This is a genomic window from Parvularcula sp. IMCC14364 (genome assembly GCF_030758415.1).
Classification (GTDB): domain Bacteria; phylum Pseudomonadota; class Alphaproteobacteria; order Caulobacterales; family Parvularculaceae; genus Aquisalinus.
In genome coordinates this window covers 453,971-472,093 of record NZ_CP132334.1, presented here as the reverse complement: position 1 = coordinate 472,093, position 18,123 = coordinate 453,971, and the positions used below count along the sequence as shown (strand labels likewise).

17 protein-coding genes, 1 other RNA gene, 1 pseudogene and 1 riboswitch are annotated in these 18,123 nt (G+C 54.3%); of the genes and pseudogenes, 8 read left to right on the top strand and 11 right to left on the bottom strand.

Features of this window, described 5'->3' with window-relative positions; genetic code table 11:
- Positions 1–13: 13 nt before the first annotated feature.
- Positions 14–380: a transfer-messenger RNA gene (ssrA, locus tag RAL90_RS02300) on the bottom strand.
- A 160-nt stretch (positions 381–540) separates the two neighbouring features.
- Here ssrA and RAL90_RS02295 point away from each other — a divergent pair.
- A complete protein-coding gene (locus tag RAL90_RS02295; protein WP_306252918.1) occupies positions 541–801 on the top strand; it encodes a helix-turn-helix transcriptional regulator in 261 nt (86 codons plus the stop codon).
- A 22-nt stretch (positions 802–823) separates the two neighbouring features.
- Here RAL90_RS02295 and RAL90_RS02290 read toward each other — a convergent pair whose 3' ends face one another.
- Positions 824–1,918, bottom strand: a complete 1,095-nt coding sequence (locus tag RAL90_RS02290) for a hypothetical protein (protein WP_306252917.1) — start codon at positions 1,916–1,918, stop codon at positions 824–826.
- 45 nt (positions 1,919–1,963) lie between these two features.
- Positions 1,964–2,692 (bottom strand): outer membrane protein, encoded by a 729-nt coding sequence (locus RAL90_RS02285; protein WP_306252916.1) that lies wholly within the window; start codon positions 2,690–2,692, stop codon positions 1,964–1,966.
- A 665-nt stretch (positions 2,693–3,357) separates the two neighbouring features.
- Here RAL90_RS02285 and RAL90_RS02280 point away from each other — a divergent pair.
- The 3 genes from RAL90_RS02280 to RAL90_RS02270 all read left to right on the top strand — a co-directional run bounded on the left by RAL90_RS02280 (position 3,358) and on the right by RAL90_RS02270 (position 5,552).
- On the top strand, positions 3,358–3,891 hold the full coding sequence (locus RAL90_RS02280) for a nuclear transport factor 2 family protein (RefSeq protein WP_306252915.1): 534 nt from the start codon (positions 3,358–3,360) through the stop codon (positions 3,889–3,891).
- A gap of 80 nt (positions 3,892–3,971) precedes the next feature.
- Positions 3,972–4,826, top strand: a complete 855-nt coding sequence (locus RAL90_RS02275; protein WP_306252914.1) for a DMT family transporter — start codon at positions 3,972–3,974, stop codon at positions 4,824–4,826.
- A 72-nt stretch (positions 4,827–4,898) separates the two neighbouring features.
- Positions 4,899–5,552: a hypothetical protein gene (locus RAL90_RS02270; RefSeq protein WP_306252913.1), complete on the top strand. Its 654-nt coding sequence runs from the start codon at positions 4,899–4,901 to the stop codon at positions 5,550–5,552.
- A 41-nt stretch (positions 5,553–5,593) separates the two neighbouring features.
- Here the strand turns inward: RAL90_RS02270 and RAL90_RS02265 are convergent, their stop codons facing one another.
- The 3 genes from RAL90_RS02265 to thiC form a co-directional block, all read right to left on the bottom strand.
- Entirely contained in the window at positions 5,594–6,055 is a 462-nt protein-coding gene (locus RAL90_RS02265) for a hypothetical protein (protein WP_306252912.1), read from the bottom strand.
- A 136-nt stretch (positions 6,056–6,191) separates the two neighbouring features.
- On the bottom strand, positions 6,192–6,509 hold the full coding sequence (locus RAL90_RS02260) for a hypothetical protein (protein WP_306252911.1): 318 nt from the start codon (positions 6,507–6,509) through the stop codon (positions 6,192–6,194).
- Between the two features lie 16 nt (positions 6,510–6,525).
- Complete coding sequence (gene thiC / locus RAL90_RS02255; protein ID WP_306252910.1) at positions 6,526–8,430, bottom strand: phosphomethylpyrimidine synthase ThiC; 1,905 nt, start codon at positions 8,428–8,430, stop codon at positions 6,526–6,528.
- A gap of 161 nt (positions 8,431–8,591) precedes the next feature.
- Positions 8,592–8,699, bottom strand: a riboswitch (TPP riboswitch).
- A 154-nt stretch (positions 8,700–8,853) separates the two neighbouring features.
- Here thiC and RAL90_RS02250 point away from each other — a divergent pair.
- The 3 genes from RAL90_RS02250 (at position 8,854) to RAL90_RS02240 (ending at position 12,010) form a co-directional block, all read left to right on the top strand.
- Entirely contained in the window at positions 8,854–9,987 is a 1,134-nt protein-coding gene (locus tag RAL90_RS02250) for a patatin-like phospholipase family protein (protein WP_306252909.1), read from the top strand.
- A gap of 154 nt (positions 9,988–10,141) precedes the next feature.
- The gene (locus RAL90_RS02245; protein ID WP_306252908.1) at positions 10,142–11,356 is read left to right on the top strand and encodes a DUF418 domain-containing protein; all 1,215 of its coding nucleotides are present in this window, start codon (positions 10,142–10,144) and stop codon (positions 11,354–11,356) included.
- 3 nt (positions 11,357–11,359) lie between these two features.
- On the top strand, positions 11,360–12,010 hold the full coding sequence (locus RAL90_RS02240) for a hypothetical protein (RefSeq protein WP_306252907.1): 651 nt from the start codon (positions 11,360–11,362) through the stop codon (positions 12,008–12,010).
- Here the strand turns inward: RAL90_RS02240 and RAL90_RS02235 are convergent.
- The 3 genes and pseudogenes from RAL90_RS02235 to RAL90_RS02225 form a co-directional block, all read right to left on the bottom strand.
- Positions 12,006–12,724 (bottom strand): annotated as a pseudogene (locus RAL90_RS02235) (IS5 family transposase); the annotation flags it as partial. The gene RAL90_RS02240 and the pseudogene RAL90_RS02235 sit on opposite strands and share 5 nt — an antisense overlap.
- Before the next feature lie 254 nt (positions 12,725–12,978).
- On the bottom strand, positions 12,979–13,320 hold the full coding sequence (locus RAL90_RS02230) for a Spx/MgsR family RNA polymerase-binding regulatory protein (RefSeq protein ID WP_306252906.1): 342 nt from the start codon (positions 13,318–13,320) through the stop codon (positions 12,979–12,981).
- Positions 13,321–13,324: 4 nt separating this feature from the next.
- Positions 13,325–14,617, bottom strand: a complete 1,293-nt coding sequence (locus RAL90_RS02225) for an adenylosuccinate synthase (RefSeq protein ID WP_306252905.1) — start codon at positions 14,615–14,617, stop codon at positions 13,325–13,327.
- A gap of 228 nt (positions 14,618–14,845) precedes the next feature.
- Here RAL90_RS02225 and RAL90_RS02220 point away from each other — a divergent pair, with 228 nt between their 5' ends.
- On the top strand, positions 14,846–15,463 hold the full coding sequence (locus tag RAL90_RS02220; protein ID WP_306252904.1) for an outer membrane protein: 618 nt from the start codon (positions 14,846–14,848) through the stop codon (positions 15,461–15,463).
- A 9-nt stretch (positions 15,464–15,472) separates the two neighbouring features.
- Here the strand turns inward: RAL90_RS02220 and RAL90_RS02215 are convergent.
- Together RAL90_RS02215 and serA are read right to left on the bottom strand one after the other, a co-directional pair.
- A protein-coding gene (locus tag RAL90_RS02215) for an IS5 family transposase (RefSeq protein WP_306252903.1) occupies positions 15,473–16,236 on the bottom strand; the annotation gives its coding sequence in 2 pieces (ribosomal slippage) (positions 15,473–15,903 and positions 15,903–16,236; 765 coding nt in all).
- A gap of 237 nt (positions 16,237–16,473) precedes the next feature.
- A complete protein-coding gene (serA, locus tag RAL90_RS02210; RefSeq protein ID WP_306252902.1) occupies positions 16,474–18,048 on the bottom strand; it encodes a phosphoglycerate dehydrogenase in 1,575 nt (524 codons plus the stop codon).
- Positions 18,049–18,123 lie beyond the last annotated feature (75 nt).

Below are 18,123 nucleotides of genomic sequence, written 5' to 3'. Positions count from 1 at the left end.
TCTCAAGGAAAGAAACCCGGGATTCTGTTGCCAGGCTCCCGGAGGCCCCGCCTAGACCTGGAAAGGGCCTAGGAGTTTAAAGCGAGTAACTCGCACTGCGTTACGCAGCGAGAGCGAACTCTTCCTTGTAGTTGTCATTTGCAACTATAAATGTGATCCAATAACGGAGATCATCCGGGCGAAAGCAGAGCCTGTACACGTTTGTCGATCCTATTTCGGCCCCGCCACAAGACCCGATCATCAGATCAGGCCGGGTATTCTGGTGGAGCCGCCGGGTACCGCCCCCGGGTCCAATCCGCTTATTACGAACGCAATTTATCGCCATAGTCGGTTGCCCGACATCTATTGATATAGGCCACATTGCTTAACAATTAAAGGTGGTGTGTGTGGCTTATTGCCAACAATGCGAAATTATGAAAACCATCGCGTTATCAATGACTTGTCACAGGCCAACACAGCATTAACGATAATCACCGTGAAGATTGTAACAAAAGCGCAATAATTGCACGCTATAGGCAATGTGACTGGAAATGGATCGGGATGGGTATGGAACCGAGTGATTTCAAAAAATGGCGCAAGGGCATGGGCCTTTCCCAGAAGGATGCGGCGCACGCGCTCGGTTTGAAGCGCCGGATGATCCAGTATTACGAAAAAGGTGAACGTGACGGCGAGAAAGTGCAAATCCCGCTGACGGTCCGGCTCGCCTGTTATGCCCTGACCGAGGGGGTCGCAGATTATCGCGGGCCACACCGCAAGGTCGTGATGACCGAACATGCCAAGAAAGACAAAGAACCGGTTTAGCCGTCATCAGTCATGCCGCGTGTCACAGAATGAGTGACCAGAGTGGTGAAAATCCAATCAACGTAACCAGCACTGTATTGAGGACAGGCAGCCATGGCAGCCAGCTGTCCCGCCCTGGCAGAACGCCTGACAGTAACGCCGCCAACAGACAGAAACCGGCTATCGCGACAATCAGCACAGGAACGGCATAGCCGGCCCATAGTTCGGCCCCTGCACCATCCCCTGCAAAGCCGAGTATCGTCGTCAGTTGCATCACCGCCATCAACAAAATCACCACTGCAGCAAACCAGACCGACATCCTGATCCAGAGCGGCGGGCCCTGGCTGGCCCCATCTGCGCAGACAAGGTTGACCGCCACCAGCAGCACACTGGCAAAAACCAGTGACACAGCCAGCAAGGTATCACTGCTGTAAGCAGCATTGCCCGGCGCGCTGACCAGAAACACCAGGCTGACAACGCTGAGCACTGGCAGCAGCCAGCGGCAGGCCAGCATCACCGCGTAGCGTAGCGCGCCAATGACTGCCCTTTGCAACCGCACCAGTGCAACAACACTCGCCAGAATAAGCCCACCACCGCCAAGCGCAAAGAGGCTCCATTCGTCAGTGAGGGACTGAATGAGCGTCTCAGCCCCCCCACCTGCTGCCCCTGATGGCCCAAAGGAAAGACTGACCTGAAACAGGGCTGTCAGCATGAGGACGAACAGCCCGCCAAGAAAAAAAACCATCAACAAAATCAGCGGCAGGCTCGTCAACCGGGCAAAAACAGCCCGCCAGGCCGGTGGCACCGTCAACCCCGCCGCCGGATCATCGATCATCGCGCCTGCCAGCGCCAACAGGCTGATCCATGCCAGTGCGCTCAACCAGCCAGGCCCGGCCAGATGAAAACTCAGCACCATGACGGCCGTCACGAGAACAGTCACCCCAACCGTGCCCAGCGGTTTGCTGGCCCGCCACAGATAAAGGAAATTGGCCGCGGCAATGCTAATCAGGCTTTTGACCATTTCGGGCAGTGGCAGCCCCACAGCGATACCTGCACCAATGCCAACCACCAGCATCGGTAACAGAAAGGTCAAAAATCCACCCAGTGGCTGGCGTTCTTCAGCGGTAACAAACATCATGCCCCCACCGGGCAAGAACCATACCTTTTACCACCGCACCGGCACCTACTTGAATTTGCGGCGATAGGCGATCGTCAGGTCGAAAGACGCATATTGCCCTTCACTCAGGGTGAAGGCACCGCCCACCGTATCAAACCCCACAGGATCATAGGCAAAATCGCCCGTGTTCATGAAAGAAAAGCGTGCGCCTACCCAGGAATTCTCATCCATTTTGACATCAAGGCCGGTAAAGACCTTATAGGCGAAAACGCCCTCGCCCTCATCGGCGCCGAGGCCGGAAATTTCCACGTCAGCATAGCCGATGCCTGCCCCCAGATATGGCAACAGATTATTGGCCATGTTGATATCAAGAACGGCATTGGCAAACAGCGCGTGCACACTGACATCACCAGAGTTGGCCGTCAGCGTGCCGCCAGGATTGGCGGATGTGGGCACATTGAACTGGCCCCGCGTTGTCGTGGCGTCAATATCCGCAGAGGAATAGCGATACTCGCCTTCGATACGCCAGTAATCATTGAACTTGTAACCAACAAGCGCACCGACATTGAAGCCTGGATCAAAACTCGTGTCGAAACCATCCGGCAGGGTAAAATTATTGGCCCCCGAAAAAGGCGCCAGACTGGTATCCTGTTCGGTATCATCCGGCACGCTCAATCCTGCCCCGATGGCAAAATACTTGACCGGCTCGCCGCCACCACCAGCCGCGCTGGCCATTGATGGTGCCAAAGCCAGCGCCGCAGCACCGGCAACAATCAGTGATTTTAATGAAGACATCGTCACCCACTCCCCTCTGGTTGGTTCTCTGTCCTGAATTAAGCACAAGCACGCCGCCGGGCAAAGGCCGACGTGAACCAGGATCGCTGAATTTTGCGCCCTGCCTGTCTCGCGCTGAGTTAAGGACACAGCTGCATGTTTCCGCAGGCCATGGGACTCAAATAATCAGGCCAATGGCTTGTCTGCTAATCAGCCCCACTCTCTCATGAATGAGCCTGCAACGAATAATAGGCCATCACAAAGGGGGGCACATAAGTTTGGTCAAGGCTTTGAAATAGTTGGAATTTTACCAACAAGAAAGCCCGCCGGGAAAGGTCCCGGCGGGCTTTTTCAGGTTGTCATGCCTGCTGACGCCGTTACGCGGCTTTTTTCAGCGCGCGACGCGCTTTTTTCAGCTTAGATTCCTGTGTGGAAATGCGCTTCTTGCGGGATTTGATTTCCTTTTTCAGGGCTTTAACTTTTTTAGTGGCCATCTGGTGGCTCCTTTCTCTGGTTGAGACAGCCGGACCGAATGCCCCGCCATCTGAATGTGCTACTTAAGCGCATTTTGTGCGCGTGCGCAACAGGTGCGCTTACATCTTATTGGCGTAAGCTACCCCCTTAGAACAGGGTGGGCTGACGCAAGGCATTGCGCTATTCTTCGCCTGCCCCTCTGGAAGGACAAGATGATGCACACTCCCACACGCCTGCTCGCATTACTGGCTATCGTATTATTGGCGGCCCCCGCCAGCTTCGCTCAGGCTGAGAAAGAAGCAGCCTATGTGCCGGCGGGGCTTGATGATCCGCTGAACCTGTCCACACCGGAAGAAACGGTCCGCAGCATGTTCCGCGCCATGTATCTGGGCGACGCGACACTGGTGGATAAAGTTTTTCTGCCCGATGCGCAGCTGCGCCGCGTCACCAACACCGGCGAGATCCGGCCTGATGGCTTGCAGGCATGGCGCGACTGGGTGGGCGCACAATCTCCCGGTGATGCCGTGGAGGAAATTTTTGAGATTGAAGTGCAGGCGACCGGACGGCTTGCCTCCGTATGGGCCCCTTTTGTGGTGACCTATAAAGGTGCAGTCGTGGGCTGCGGCGTGAATGAATTTGTGCTGGCCAAAGCCGAGGGTGACTGGCGCATCGTCTTCGCCATGGACAACGCCGCGCCGGAAGGCACGGACTGCACGACGTTCAAGACGGATTACACAAAAGACTGACGGCACTTACCATCACGAAGTGGCGAGCAGTGCGGCTTATCCTTGGCAGGCTTTGAGATTGTCGGCACATGTGGGACCTTATGACGAGCTTGAGTCGCACGCTTCTGTTGACGATTATCGCCATGGTCGCCTTTGCCGCGAACTCCGTTCTGGCGCGCCTCGCGCTGATTGACGGGGCGGCAGGCGCTGGGGGTTACACGGCCATTCGCATTATCTCAGGCGCTGTTTTTATGGGTGTACTGATGGCCTTGCGGCAAGGCACTGCCAGCGCCTTGTGGCAAGGTAGCTGGACAGGACCCCTCGCTCTTTTGTCTTATGCCGTTTTCTTCTCTTACGCTTACCTGGCGCTAGGTGCAGGACTCGGTGCTGTTATCCTGTTCTTCATGGTACAGATGACCATGATTGACTGGGGGTTGTATAAAGGAGAAACGCTGCGGCTCCTGCAATGGATCGGGCTTATCTCTGCCTTTGCCGCCCTGGTCTGGCTGCTCTACCCTGCGGCAACTGCGCCGCCCCTGCTGGCGGTCTTCGCCATGATACTTGCCGGCGCCTCCTGGGGTGTTTACTCGCTGATCGGCAGAGGCACGACAGACCCGGCCGGGGCAACGACTGGCAATTTTATTCGAGCAGCGATCATTTGCCTGCCATTGGTGCCAATCGTGGTGCTGACGGGGGAGACAGCCCCGACTGTGATGGGCGTTCTCTACGCCCTCCTTTCCGGTATTGTTGCTTCGGGCATCGGCTATACGATCTGGTATGCTGCCCTGCCGGGGCTCAGCGCCACGCAAGCCGGGGCAGCGCAACTGAGCGTGCCCGCGATTGCCGCAGCGGGTGGCATTCTGTTTCTCGCGGAACCACTGACCTTGAGGTTTGTCGTGGCGAGCGCAATTATTCTTGGCGGCGTCGCTCTGGCGACGCTGGTGAAAAAGGGGTGAGCTACGGCTTCTCCGCCGCGCTTGCTCACTCCATATCATCGGAATAGAGTTTTATCAGCCAAGGAGGGTTAAGTGGCCGTTATTAGATTATTGAAGAGCATATTTGCTCTTTTAGGAACATTATTAGCTGCTGGCAGTATTGCATCGCTAACAGTGAGATACGGTAACATTGCCCTAGATGACGCAACCGCTTGGATGCTTGAGTTCTATCGGTCTTTAATGGTCGATGTCGTACGACGCTGGATATTTGATATTTGGACAATACCTTTTTTCAATATCCAGTTGAACCAAACAGCCATGGACATTATTTCGATCTGGGTACTGTCTATAACAGCAACATATAACGGTCATCTGACAGATCCACGCATTATTAACAGCTCCAAGACAGGTGAGCGAAGACCACATCAGCCTAACTGGGTACATCCAGTCGATAGGCTGTATAGAAGATGGCAAATTTTAAAACTGATACTGCCATGGTTAATTCTGGGGCCGCTGATGCTTGTTCCATACTATAAGCGGATGATACCGATTTTCTTAAGAACGACATTGCAAAGACAGGAGAAAAGACGACTATTCGAAGAAACTAATGACGGAATGTACATGGAAAATGATTGGACTGACCGTCAATACTGGCTGACTTTTATGACTCTCGCACAACCGGTTTTATCATTGATCTTCGATGCTTTGTATTTCACCGCCAATCATATATTGCTCAATGGTATATAGCTAAATCCCGTAGGCTCACAGGGTGCTTAGCGGACCCGAGTTTATTGGCTGTCGCGCCATTCCCTATAGCGTTGGTCAATGACCGGTTTGATCTTGTCGTAATTTTCCCATGTTGGTTCGACGTGATAGACTGAGGGTAAGTCAGGGAAAGTGGCGACATAATCCTGGAGATAAGACCCCGTTTCAAATTCGAAATAGCCTATTGAGAATTTACAACCCTGTACGGACAGAATTTCTCCAATCAGGGACCCGTCCCCCACTTCATACAGTTTGACTGGAGAAATGTTACGCTTTGAAAGTTGGACAATTCTATCACGATGGTAGGTCGTTGTTTCATCACTGAGAAGGTCGTTTTCGGCGAGCCAGGTCAGGTAGAACCCGGTATGGGTGAAAGCATTTTCAATTGGCAGGTCTTCAGGGTAATCCCCGTCATAATGATACTCAGCCTTGTCGAAAACATAGGACTGCTCTTCGTATGTTAGTTCAACTTCTGATTTGGCCACACAATTCACCAACAAGAGGCTTGTACAGAGTGTTACTAGTAAAGGGAATTTCATAGTGCATTCCTATAAACAAGTAGTCTGGAATAAATTCAGCTCTGTCGGGATGCCGGATTACGCTGCGTTTCATCCGCCCCACTTATTTATACCCTCCAGGTTCACACCAAAAATGGCTCCAGTGTTCTGGTTTTTCTTGATGATATTCTCTCCATTCATTTTGGAAAAATTCTTTTACCTTTAGACATTTGCTCGAATTATACTCTGTATCCATATTTCTAGCATCAAATGTTGCCACATGAACGCGTTGCCACTTTATGTCAAGCCTACCCTTCTCTATCTCCTCCAAGTATGGGCTATCACGATAAAGCGTGTATACGTCAGCGCTAGCTTCACTTCTTGCGCAACTAGACATAGAGAAGATAAACACGACGCCCATGACAACAGGAATATGACGCATTATAGCATCCATTCCCTCACAAAACCTCATTCGACTTCTTCACGGCTTCCTCGGCCAGATACAATTCACTGCCCATTTCGCGGTATTTGTCTGACATGCGGTCCATGCCGGCGCGGGCTTCTTCTGTGGCGGCCTCCAAATCGGCCTTTTCATTGTCTGTCAGGCCGTCGGCATAATCCCGCACATCCTGGGTGATCTTCATACTGCAGAATTTCGGTCCGCACATGGAGCAGAAGTGAGCGACCTTGTGGGCTTCCTTCGGCAGGGTCTGATCGTGGAAGTCTCGCGCGGTTTCCGGGTCTAGCCCTAAATTAAACTGGTCTTCCCAGCGAAATTCATAGCGCGCGCGGGAGAGCGCATCATCGCGCAAATGCGCGGCGGGGTGACCCTTGGCAAGGTCTGCTGCGTGAGCAGCCAGTTTGTAGGTGATGACACCGACTTTCACATCGTCCCGGTTGGGCAGGCCCAGATGCTCCTTGGGCGTCACATAACACAGCATGGCGGTGCCGAACCAGCCGATCATGGCGGCGCCGATGCCGGAGGTGATATGGTCATAACCCGGTGCAATATCCGTGGTGAGGGGGCCAAGCGTATAGAACGGAGCCTCACCGCATTCTTTCAACTGCTTGTCCATATTGACCTTGACCTTGTGCATGGGCACGTGGCCCGGCCCTTCGATCATTACCTGGCAGCCATGGTCCCAGGCGATTTTCGTCAGTTCCCCGAGGGTTTCAAGCTCGGCGAACTGGGCGCGGTCATTCGCGTCTGCCGTAGACCCCGGGCGCAGGCCATCGCCCAGCGAGAAGGTGACGTCATACTGCCGCATGATCTCGCAGATTTCCTCAAACTTGGTGTAGAGGAAACTCTCCCGGTGATGGGCCAGGCACCATTTGGCCATGATCGAGCCACCGCGCGAGACGATGCCCGTGACACGATCCGCTGTCAGATGAATATAGGGCAGGCGAACACCGGCATGGATAGTGAAGTAATCAACGCCCTGCTCGCACTGCTCAATCAGGGTATCGCGATAGACTTCCCATGTGAGGTCTTCAGCGACGCCGCCGACTTTTTCCAGCGCCTGATAGATCGGCACCGTGCCGATGGGGACCGGCGAATTGCGGATGATCCACTCGCGGGTGTTGTGAATGTTCCGGCCCGTGGAAAGGTCCATCACATTGTCTGCGCCCCAACGGGTTGCCCAGACCATCTTGTCCACTTCTTCCTCGACGGATGACGTGACGGCGGAGTTGCCGATATTGGCATTGATCTTGACCAGGAAATTGCGGCCAATGATCTGCGGCTCCAGCTCCGGGTGGTTGATGTTGGACGGGATGACCGCGCGGCCTCTGGCCACTTCATCACGCACAAATTCTGCCGTGATGAAAGGCGGGATTTCCGCGCCGAAACTCTCACCGGCGGCAATGGTGGCTTCGGCATCTTCCAGCATCTTACGGCGGCCAAGGTTTTCGCGGATGGCGATATATTCCATCTCCCTGGTGATGGTGCCGGCCCGCGCGTGTTCAAGCTGGGTGATGGGGGCCTCACCAGTGCCGCGCAAAGGGCGGTTGCGGATGGGGAATTCGCGCGCAAGATATTTACCGCTGGCGCCGCCATTGTCTTCCGGCTTGACCTCTCGGCCGTCATATTCCTCAACGCCGCCGCGCGCCGTGACCCAGTTGGTGCGATGGCGGGCAAGGCCCTTTTCCACGTCGATCGTGACTGCAGGATCTGTGTACGGACCGGTTGTGTCATAAACCGGCAATGGTGGCTCTTCGGCTGAGGGGTGCAGGTCAATCTCGCGGATGGGGGCTTTCACATCCGCAAAGCGCTCTGACTGAACATAGACCTTGCGGCTCGCCGGCAAGGGGCCGGTGGTGACTTCCGGCGTGGTGAATTCAGACTGGGGGACGTGTTTGTTCATTATGGGTCTTTCTCTGTGATCTCAGCCTAGCGCCAGACATGCGTGTGCCTTTGGAAATGCGGGGAATAGAAAGCGTCAGACACAAATAAGGCTCTCCTCGCGGCCAACCCGGTATTCCGGCGTCTTCACTGGCGGCGAGGAAAGCCCGATGGCAGGCCTTCGCCTGTCTGTAATGCCAGTTCCTCCGCCGGTATGGGCCGGATCAGGTTCAAAGGGTTCATCTCAGCCTGCCTCTCTCTATATCCCGGCAGACGCCCCTCGGCTGTGGATGGTCTACACCAAAAAGCTGTGCGCGACAACTCTAACCGGCGCAGCTTTCCGGCGTTTGTTATTGCGATGCAGCACAGGCATAGCAGGCCACGTGCGTGAAAAGAGTGAAACACGTTATTTTCTCAGCCCACGAACACCCTGTATAAGACGGATATGAATAATGGTGACAGCAAGACAGCCCTGATTCTGTCCGGCGGCGGCGCGCGCGGGGCCTATCAGGTGGGCGTGATGTGCGCCATTGGTGACATGCTGGAGCATGGGCAGTTGCCCTTTCAGGTCATTACCGGCGTCTCTGTCGGGGCGATCAATGCCGTATCGCTGACCAGCGGGGCACAGGACCTGAAAAAAGCAATCCGTCGGCTGTCAGCTTTATGGGGAAATCTGCGCACCCAAAACGTGTTTGAAACTGGTGCGGACAAGGTGGCGCTGCGCTTTGGCCACTTGCTGAGCTATGTACTGGGCGGTGCTTTTGGCGTCTCGCCGCCACAATCCCTGTTCGATAATACGCCGCTGAAAGAACTTATCGGGCGGGAAACCGATTTTGCGCAACTGAAGAAAAACCTCGACGGGCCGCTGCTGGACGCCCTGTCGATCACCGCCTCCTCCTATGAGGAAGGGCTGGCTGTTGCTTTTTATCAGGGCAGTGTCGATGCGGCGGAATGGCGGCGCTCGCGCCGGGTGGGGCGCAAATGCGAGATCGGGCCGGATCATGTGCTGGCATCCGCCGCACTGCCTTTCATCTTTCCTGCATGGTCAGTGGACGGCACCTGGTTCGGGGATGGCGCCCTGCGGCAGATCGCGCCGCTCTCCCCCGCCATTCATCTGGGCGCAGACAAGCTGCTGGTGATCGGGGCACGGGACGGCAAGCTCTCCGGCGAACCGGTCAGGCACGAACAGGTGCCTTACCCGTCGATCGGCCAGGTATCGGGCCAGTTGATGGATATTGTGTTCAACGACAATCTGGAAGCAGATGTGGAGCGGTTGCAGCGCATCAACTCGACTCTTGAGCGAATGCTGCCAGAGCGCCGGGCACAGACAGACCTGCGCACGCTGGATGTCCTGATGATCAAGCCATCACAGGATATTCGCGAAATTGCCGGCCAGCACGCCCATGAGATGCCGGCAACCGTGCGCATGTTGTTGCGCTCCATCGGGGCGCTAAAGGCTCCCTGGGTGCTGCCCTCCTATCTTCTGTTTGAACCTGGTTATATTCGTGCCCTGATGGACCTGGGGCGCAAGGACGCAGAAGCGCAGGCCGATGACATCAAGGCATTTCTGGGACTTTAGAGCCCGCCGTGAACCCTCGGTACCCCCTGCCCGTTTGAGCCAACATGCGGCTAAACCGACGCAAAACGCTGGCCGGGAATGCCTTCACAAAATTTCACTTTATTTTTCAAAGTGAGGCACTATGCTGGACAAAATATTTTTGAGAGGGAACCTCATGTCCACTGCCGATGCACCCGTCAGTCTTGAAAACCGTCTGGATTACATGGATGTTTTGCGCGGCTTCGCCGTGATGGCGATCTTCATCGTCAACATCAAGGCAATGTTCCAGCCTTTCGCCTTCTACGCCAATCCCCTGCTCTGGGGATCGGACGTGGATGCTTTCATCGCCAATGTGCAGAACATTTTTGTCGATAATAAATGGCGCACGAACTTTACCGCACTGTTCGGCGCCGGGCTTATGCTGATTGCCATGAAGGCCGAGGAGGCTGGCGGTGACAGAAAAGAAGCTGGCCGCAGGTTGCGGCGGCGTCTCACCTTCCTGCTGCTGTTCGGGCTTGTGCACCTTGTGGGCATCTGGATGGGGGATATACTGACCGTCTATGCGATTACCGGTTTCATCGCGATCCTGTTCCGCAACATGTCCACCGGCAAGCTGATTTTCTGGACGATCTTCTTCATGATCCTCGGCTCTCTCTGGATGGGCGGTTTCATGATGGCGACACCTTATATTCCCGGCATGGCCGAGAAAATGAGCGGCATGATGTGGGGGACGGACCCTGAAATGCTGGCCAAAGAATCCGCGATCTATCTCGGCGGCATTCCCGGCCATATTGCCTATCGGGCAGAAAACGCGCTTGGCATGATTATCGGCTATGGCCTGTTTGGCGGCATGTTTGCGATGACGCTTGGGCTGATGCTGGCCGGTATGGTACTTTTCAAAACCGGCTTCCTGCAGGGACGCTGGAAATCTTCCGTCTACCTGCCGATCGCGATTATCGCGCTTGGCAGTGCATGGGGAATGGAATTCTGGCGCGTGCTGGAACTGAACAAGGCCAACTGGTCCTATGAAGCCTTCTCTGTCTGGACGCCTGTGATCATGATTGCGGGGCCACTTGGCGCCTTCGGCTATGCGGCGCTGATTGCCTTCATTCTCCGGGTTGGCCCGAAACTCTCACCAGTTGCGGCTGTCGGGCGGATGGCGTTCACGAACTATATTGCCTGCTCAGTGCTTGGCACGACCCTTGCTTACGGTCACGGCCTTGGATTGTATGGAGAGGTGAGCCTGCAACAGCTGATGCTGATTGTCGGTGCGACATTCGTGGCGATGCTGGTCTGGTCGCCGCTCTGGCTGTCGGTGTTCCGCTTCGGTCCACTGGAATGGCTGTGGCGTTCGTTGACCTACAAGAAAATCCAGCCTTTTATGAAGTGAGTCATGACAAATGAGTTAGCAAATTTCTGGAGTTCGTATTCAGATGATGGCATAGTGTTAGCGCATCATGCTGACGAACAGATTCTGCTAAGCAACCGATATAAAAATCTTTTAAACCCCTCGGTCAATAACTTTGAAGATTATATTCACAAGTATCAATCTTCTCAAATTTCTGATGACAAAATCCATCTTTCCCTATTGCCAGGTCCCTATCAAGGCGATTTAGACAATGCAGACATCATCTTATTACTTTTAAACCCAGGATTTTGCCATACTGACTACTACGTTGAATTTAATGACAAGAGTTTTTACAAAGCAAAATTAGACACAATTAACCAAAAAAACCGAAAATTCACTGCGCTCGATTCCAAGTATTGTTGGACCGCAGGCTACGCTTGGTGGGAACGAAAGTTAAAGGATGTATTGCTTGCGTTAGCTGAGCAAAAATATGACAATGATTATGCATCAGCGATAGCTGAAATTAGGCAGAAAATTTCTTGTATTGAACTTTTTCCATACCACTCCTCAAGGTTTGGCGCATCAAAACTTATTAAAGAGCTACCGTCCTGTAAAATTGCTATAGATCATGTCCACACTCAGATACTACCGCAAGTACTTGCTAGAAATCGCTTACTAGGGTGTGGACTCAATTGATCCAGCATTTTGCTGCGAAGAGATATATCATGTTGATGAAGTTCCTTCGAGATTTCTCGAACCGTGTAGCCAGCCGTCTCATGTCTTTCATTTTGCAGAAGAACCGCTCGACAATATTACGCATGGCGTAAAGGCTGGTGTCATGCGGGACCGGATTGCGCGCATTGGACTTGGCGGGAATAACCGCCAACGCACCTTCATCGGCGATATCGCGCCTGATCTTCGCACTGCCATAGGCTTTGTCCAGGACCATCGCCAGAGGCGGCATCTCCCAGTCGAGGAAGACATTCATCACCTGGCTGTCATGAACATGGCCGCCAGTGACCTCAATGCGCAATGGCCTGCCATTTTCATCTACGGCCACGTGAACTTTGCTTGTGCGACCGCCCCGTGAGCGTCCAATATCTTCCGCCAGTTCCCCCTTTTTGAGCCACTCGCTGCGCGGTGAGCTTTGACAATCGAGGCGTCTATGAAGATCAGACTGTCCTCACATTCTTCAGCGAGCGCATCGAATATGCCCTTCCAGACGCCGCGCTCGCCCCACCTGTTATACCGATTGTAAGCAGTCGTGTACGGTCCATATCGTTCCGGCAAGTCCCGCCATGGCGCGCCTGTGCGCAAAATGTAAAAGATGCCGTTCAGGATCGTACGATCATCTTTGCGCTTCGGGCCGCGGCTAACCTTTGGCAACAACGGTTCAATCACCGCCCATTCTTCATCCGACAAATCAAACCGCGCCATTTAAGACTCCCTTTCGGAAATCCCTGAATCACGCTTTGCACAAACAAATCAATCAGTTAAATTGGGTACAGACCCTAGTAGCTACGCGCAGCGTGCGTTTTTGGAAACTCTCCGATTATGAGAATAGACAGAATAATGATCTTATTCTTTATACAAACGGCCAAGCTCGGGGTGCGAGTTTATCCAAGAATTCAACCGGTGGCAAAGCACTATTTCGTAGGCTTGGCTTAAAAATTTCTTGATTGTACATACTCCTGCCAACCAACATAAATACCTGCCCCCTGCTCGATCACCGGGCGCTTGATGAGCGTCGGGTTTGCTTGCAACAGGGAGAGCAACTTTGCGTTATCTTCCGCTGATGCCTTCTCGGCTTCTGTCAGATTGCGCCAGGTTGTAGAGCGGCGATTGACCAACTTATCTGCTCCCATCTGGTCGATCCAGCCAGACAGAGTGCCAGCAGGCACACCATCTGCCCGCACATCAATATACGCATAGGCGATACCTGCTGCATCCAGTTCTTTCATAGCTATACGGCAGGTGTCGCAATTTTTCAGACCGTAGAAGTTCATCGGCTTAACTCTCGTAAGGGTCACGCATGAGGATCACGTCCTCTCGCTCTGGCGAGGTGGAGACCAGCGCCACCGGGCACTCGATCAACTCCTCAAGGCGGCGCACATATTTGACTGCCTCCGCGGGCAAGTCAGCCCAGCTGCGCGCACCTTCCGTTGAGTCTCTCCAGCCGGGAATGGTTTCATAAACCGGCTTTACCTGCGACTGGGCATCCATGCCCGCCGGAAAATGATCAAGCTGTTTGCCATCAAGATCATAGCCGACACAGACTTTCAGTTCCGGCAGGCCGTCCAGCACATCCAGCTTGGTCAGGGCAATGCCATCCACACCGGAAATTTTAAGCGACTGGCGCACCAGCACGGCATCAAACCAGCCACAGCGCCGCTTGCGCCCCGTGACCGTGCCAAACTCGCGCCCCCGTTCGCCCAGAATTTGTCCGTGCTCACCATGGTCTTCTGTCGGGAACGGGCCCTCGCCAACGCGAGTTGTATAAGCCTTGACGATACCCAGCACATAGCCGCTGGTTTTTGGCCCGAGCCCTGTGCCTGCTGCCGCCTGCCCGGCCACTACATTGGACGAGGTAACATAAGGATAGGTGCCATGATCCACATCCAGCAAGACCCCTTGCGCGCCTTCATACAGGATTCGTTTGCCTGCCTTGCGTGCATCATGCAGCAGTTTCCACACAGGGCCGGCAAAAGGCAGAACTTTTGGCGTCACTTCTTTTAGCTTCGCAACCAGCTCATCAGGGGTAATTTCCTGCTCCCCTAAACCCCGCCGCAAGGCATTATGGTGTGTCAGGAGTTTCTCTACTTTTTCCTTGAGAGACCCCGGATGGGCGAGGTCAATCAGGCGAATGGCCCGGCGCCCGATCTTGTCTTCATAAGCAGGGCCAATGCCGCGCTTGGTGGTGCCGATCTTTCCGTCACCCGCGGCGGCCTCTCGCAAGGCATCCAGTTCACCATGCAGCGGCAAAATGAGCGCCGCATTTTCTGCAATGACCAGATTGACGGGCGAGATGGAAACGCCCTGCTTCTGTAACCGGGCAATTTCTTCGGCCAGTGCCCATGGGTCCACCACCACACCATTTCCGATAACTGACATCTTACCTTCTCGAACAATGCCGGAGGGCAGCAGGGACAGTTTGTAAACTTCCCCATCCACCACGAGCGTGTGACCGGCATTGTGGCCACCTTGAAAGCGCACCACCACTTCTGCCCGGGCGGAGAGCCAGTCCACGACCTTGCCTTTGCCTTCATCGCCCCATTGTGCGCCGATTACTGCTACATCTGCCATGTTTTTTGCCTTGCTGAACTAGAAGAGCCTCTATGCCGTGAGTCGACACAGCGGGGCCGAAATCAAAGCGGATACATGACGGATCGTCCTGCCCCGGTCAAACCGCAAATTCGGGCAAAAAGCTGTGGCCGACCCGACACACTGAAACACTGCTCAGTGTTATGGTTAACCCGGCGTTAAGGCCTGGGCGCTGACAACACGCCTCATGCAAACACCGGAGCGCATGAGATGAAACGATCCAAATTTTTCCTGGGGCTTTCCATGGCCCTGCTGGCTGGCTGGGGCACAGCGAAAGCCCAGCCGCAACAATACACCTTCAACCCCCGGGCGGTTTCCGCTGCATCTGCTGCAGACTCACGCCTTGGCGCGCGCGATGCAAAGTCCAGCGTTCTGTCCGGACCGCGCGCAGAACTGCGTCTTGGCTATGACTCTTTTGAAACAGAGGATCCTGTTGCGGGCAGCATTGAAGAAGATGGTGCCTTGTGGGGGTTTTCTCTCGGGTATGATCACCAGATGTCAAAACTGATCATTGGGGCGTTTACCAGTATCGAATGGTCCAGCACGTCTTTCGCAGGCGGCGTTGATACAGGCCGTGATGTAGAAGTGGGCGGCAAGCTGGGCTACCTCCTGCGCGATGACCTGACAGTTTATACGCTTGTGGCGCTGGTCAATTCACAGCTGACCGGCAATGGTGCAGAAGCCTTTGATGACGGGTTACGCGTCGGCTTTGGAGGTGAATTCGCCCTGCCGCGCAACCTCTTTGCCAAAGTCGAATATCGCTATACTGATTATGACGATGACACTGAGCGCCATCAGGTTGTGACGGCTGTGGGCAAGAAGTTCTAGGCTCAGGACTCATTGATTGATCCAGAAGATCATCGTAGCTGCGATGCAGATGCTTGAGAAGTATGTGTGAGCACAGCGGTCATAGCGGGTGGCGACGCGCCGCCAGTCTTTCAGTCTTCCGAACATGATCTCGACTTTGTGGCGTTGTTTATAGAGAGTTTCGCAAAACTCCGCTGGATGACGCCGTCCTTTTCGCGGTGGGATGCAGGGCTGAATGTTTTTAGCGGTGAGAGCACTGCGAAACTCATCGCTATCGTAACCCTTGTCGCCGATCAGGGTTTTCGCGCCCTCCGGCAGTGCCGGATAGATCAGCTTTGCGCCGATATGATCGCTTGTCTGTCCAGCCGTCAGGCACATGATCAGCGGGCGTCCCATGTTATCGACAACGGCGTGAAGTTTTGAGTTCAAGCCGCCTTTTGTGCGTCCAATGTGCCTGGGAAAAGCCCCTTTTTTAAAAGGCTGGACGCGGTGCGATGGGCTTTCAAATGCGTGGCGTCAATCATCAGCGTTTCGGAAACGTCCCCTTGCGCAGACAGGTTCGAAAAGATGCGATCAAAAACGCCCAAGCGGCTCCAGCGGATAAAGCGATTGTATAAAGTCTTGTGCGGACCATATTCCTTCGGCGCATCACGCCAGCGCAAACCGTTGCGGATCACGAAGATGATCCCGGACAATACACGCCTGTCGTCAACGCGCGGAACACCATGGGATAAAGGAAAATACGGCTCAATCCGTGACAACTGCTCTTTCGATAACCAAATCAAATCGCTCATTGCAAAGCCTCCTTTGCAATCTTGAATCACCGTTCGTATCAGATCACAAGATTAATAGGTCCTGAGCCTAGGCTCTTTCACCCGAAACAAACAGCGCCTCGCCCTTTTGGCCTGAATGTGCAGGTTACAAAGGGCGAGGCGTTTTTTTTGGCACCTGCCCGGCGTTGTTCTAAAGCACAACTGCCTGAAAGCCGGAAACGATGTCAGGCCAACTTTCGGGCCAGCTTTCGGTCCTGATCAGAACTGCAATTTCTTGGCCTGACGTACATGCGTCAAGTCACTGACTTTCTGCAGCAATGCATCGGTGATTTCACTGTCTACGGCGACGATGGCAATCGCGCCATCTTCATTCCGGCCCAGATTGAATGTCCCGATATTCAGGCCTGCCTCAGCCAGCAGCACACCCAGCGCGCCGATCAGGCCTGGTTTGTCATCATTGGTGACATAGAGCATATGCGGCGCAAAAGTGGCTTCCATCTCAATTCCCTTGATTTCAACGATGCGCGGTGCACCGCCAAACAGGGCCCCGGTTACGGTCCGCTTGTACCGCTCTGTGGTGATCTGGAGCTGTATCGTGCTGCCAAAGTTCTGCGCCGCATCAGTGAAGGTCTCTGTGACGACGATGCCACGCTCTTTGGCAACCGCGGGCGCACTGACGATGTTTACCCCTTGCAGCATTGGCGCCAGCACGCCGGCAATCACGGCTGACGTGAGCGGCTTGGTATTCAGCTTACTGACAGGCCCGGCATAAGTGATGATGATTTCACGCACACCTGTTTCCGTGAGTTGCCCCGCGAACGAGCCAAGGTTCTCTGCAAGGCTGACAAACGGTTTCAATTTCGGTGCTTCTTCCGCCGTCACGGACGGCATGTTGAGCGCGTTGGTTACAGCCCCTGTCAAAAGATAGTCTGACATCTGCTCGGCAACCTGGATAGCAACATTCTCCTGTGCTTCAGATGTTGAAGCACCCAGATGAGGTGTACAGACGACATTTTCGTGACCGAACAGCACATTCTCTTTGGCGGGTTCCTCCGCGAACACATCCAGCGCCGCCGCCGCCACATGCCCCTCATCCAGCGCTGCGCGCAGAGCTGCTTCATCAATCAGGCCACCGCGCGCGCAGTTGACAATACGCACGCCCTTTTTGGTTTTGGCTATATTCTCGGCAGAGAGGATATTGCGCGTCTGGTCCGTCAATGGCGTGTGCAATGTGATGAAGTCAGCCTTGGCCAGCAACTCGTCCAGGTCCAGTTTTTCGATACCCAGTTCCTGGGCGCGCTCAGGTGTGAGATAGGGATCATAGGCAGCAACCTTCATGGCAAGGCCAATGCCGCGACTGGCAACGATGGAGCCAATATTGCCACAGCCAATTAGACCCAGTGTCTTGCCGTAAAGCTCCGTACCCATGAATTTCGACTTTTCCCACTTCCCGGCATGTGTGCTTTCATTCGCCTGCGGAATGCGGCGAGCAGCGGCAAAGATCATCGCAATCGCGTGCTCTGCCGTGGTGATGGAATTGCCAAAGGGTGTATTCATCACCACAATGCCGGCACTGGTCGCAGAGGGAATGTCGATATTATCAACGCCAATACCCGCACGCCCAATAACTTTCAGGTTCCGACCAGCCGCAATAAGCTCAGGCGTCGCTTTGGTGGCAGAACGCACGGCCAGCCCGTCAAATTCAGGGATAATACGCAGCAGTTCTTGCGCGTCGGGACCCAACGAAGGTTCATAGGTCACGTCGAGGCCGCGATCCTTGAATATCTGTACGGCAGTGGGGCTTAGTTTGTCAGAGATAAGAATTTTAGGCATTGGTCATTCCTTGAAGATGAAAGGTGGGAACACAAAAAAAGCCCTGCTGTGGAAACAGCAAGGCTGATGATGCAT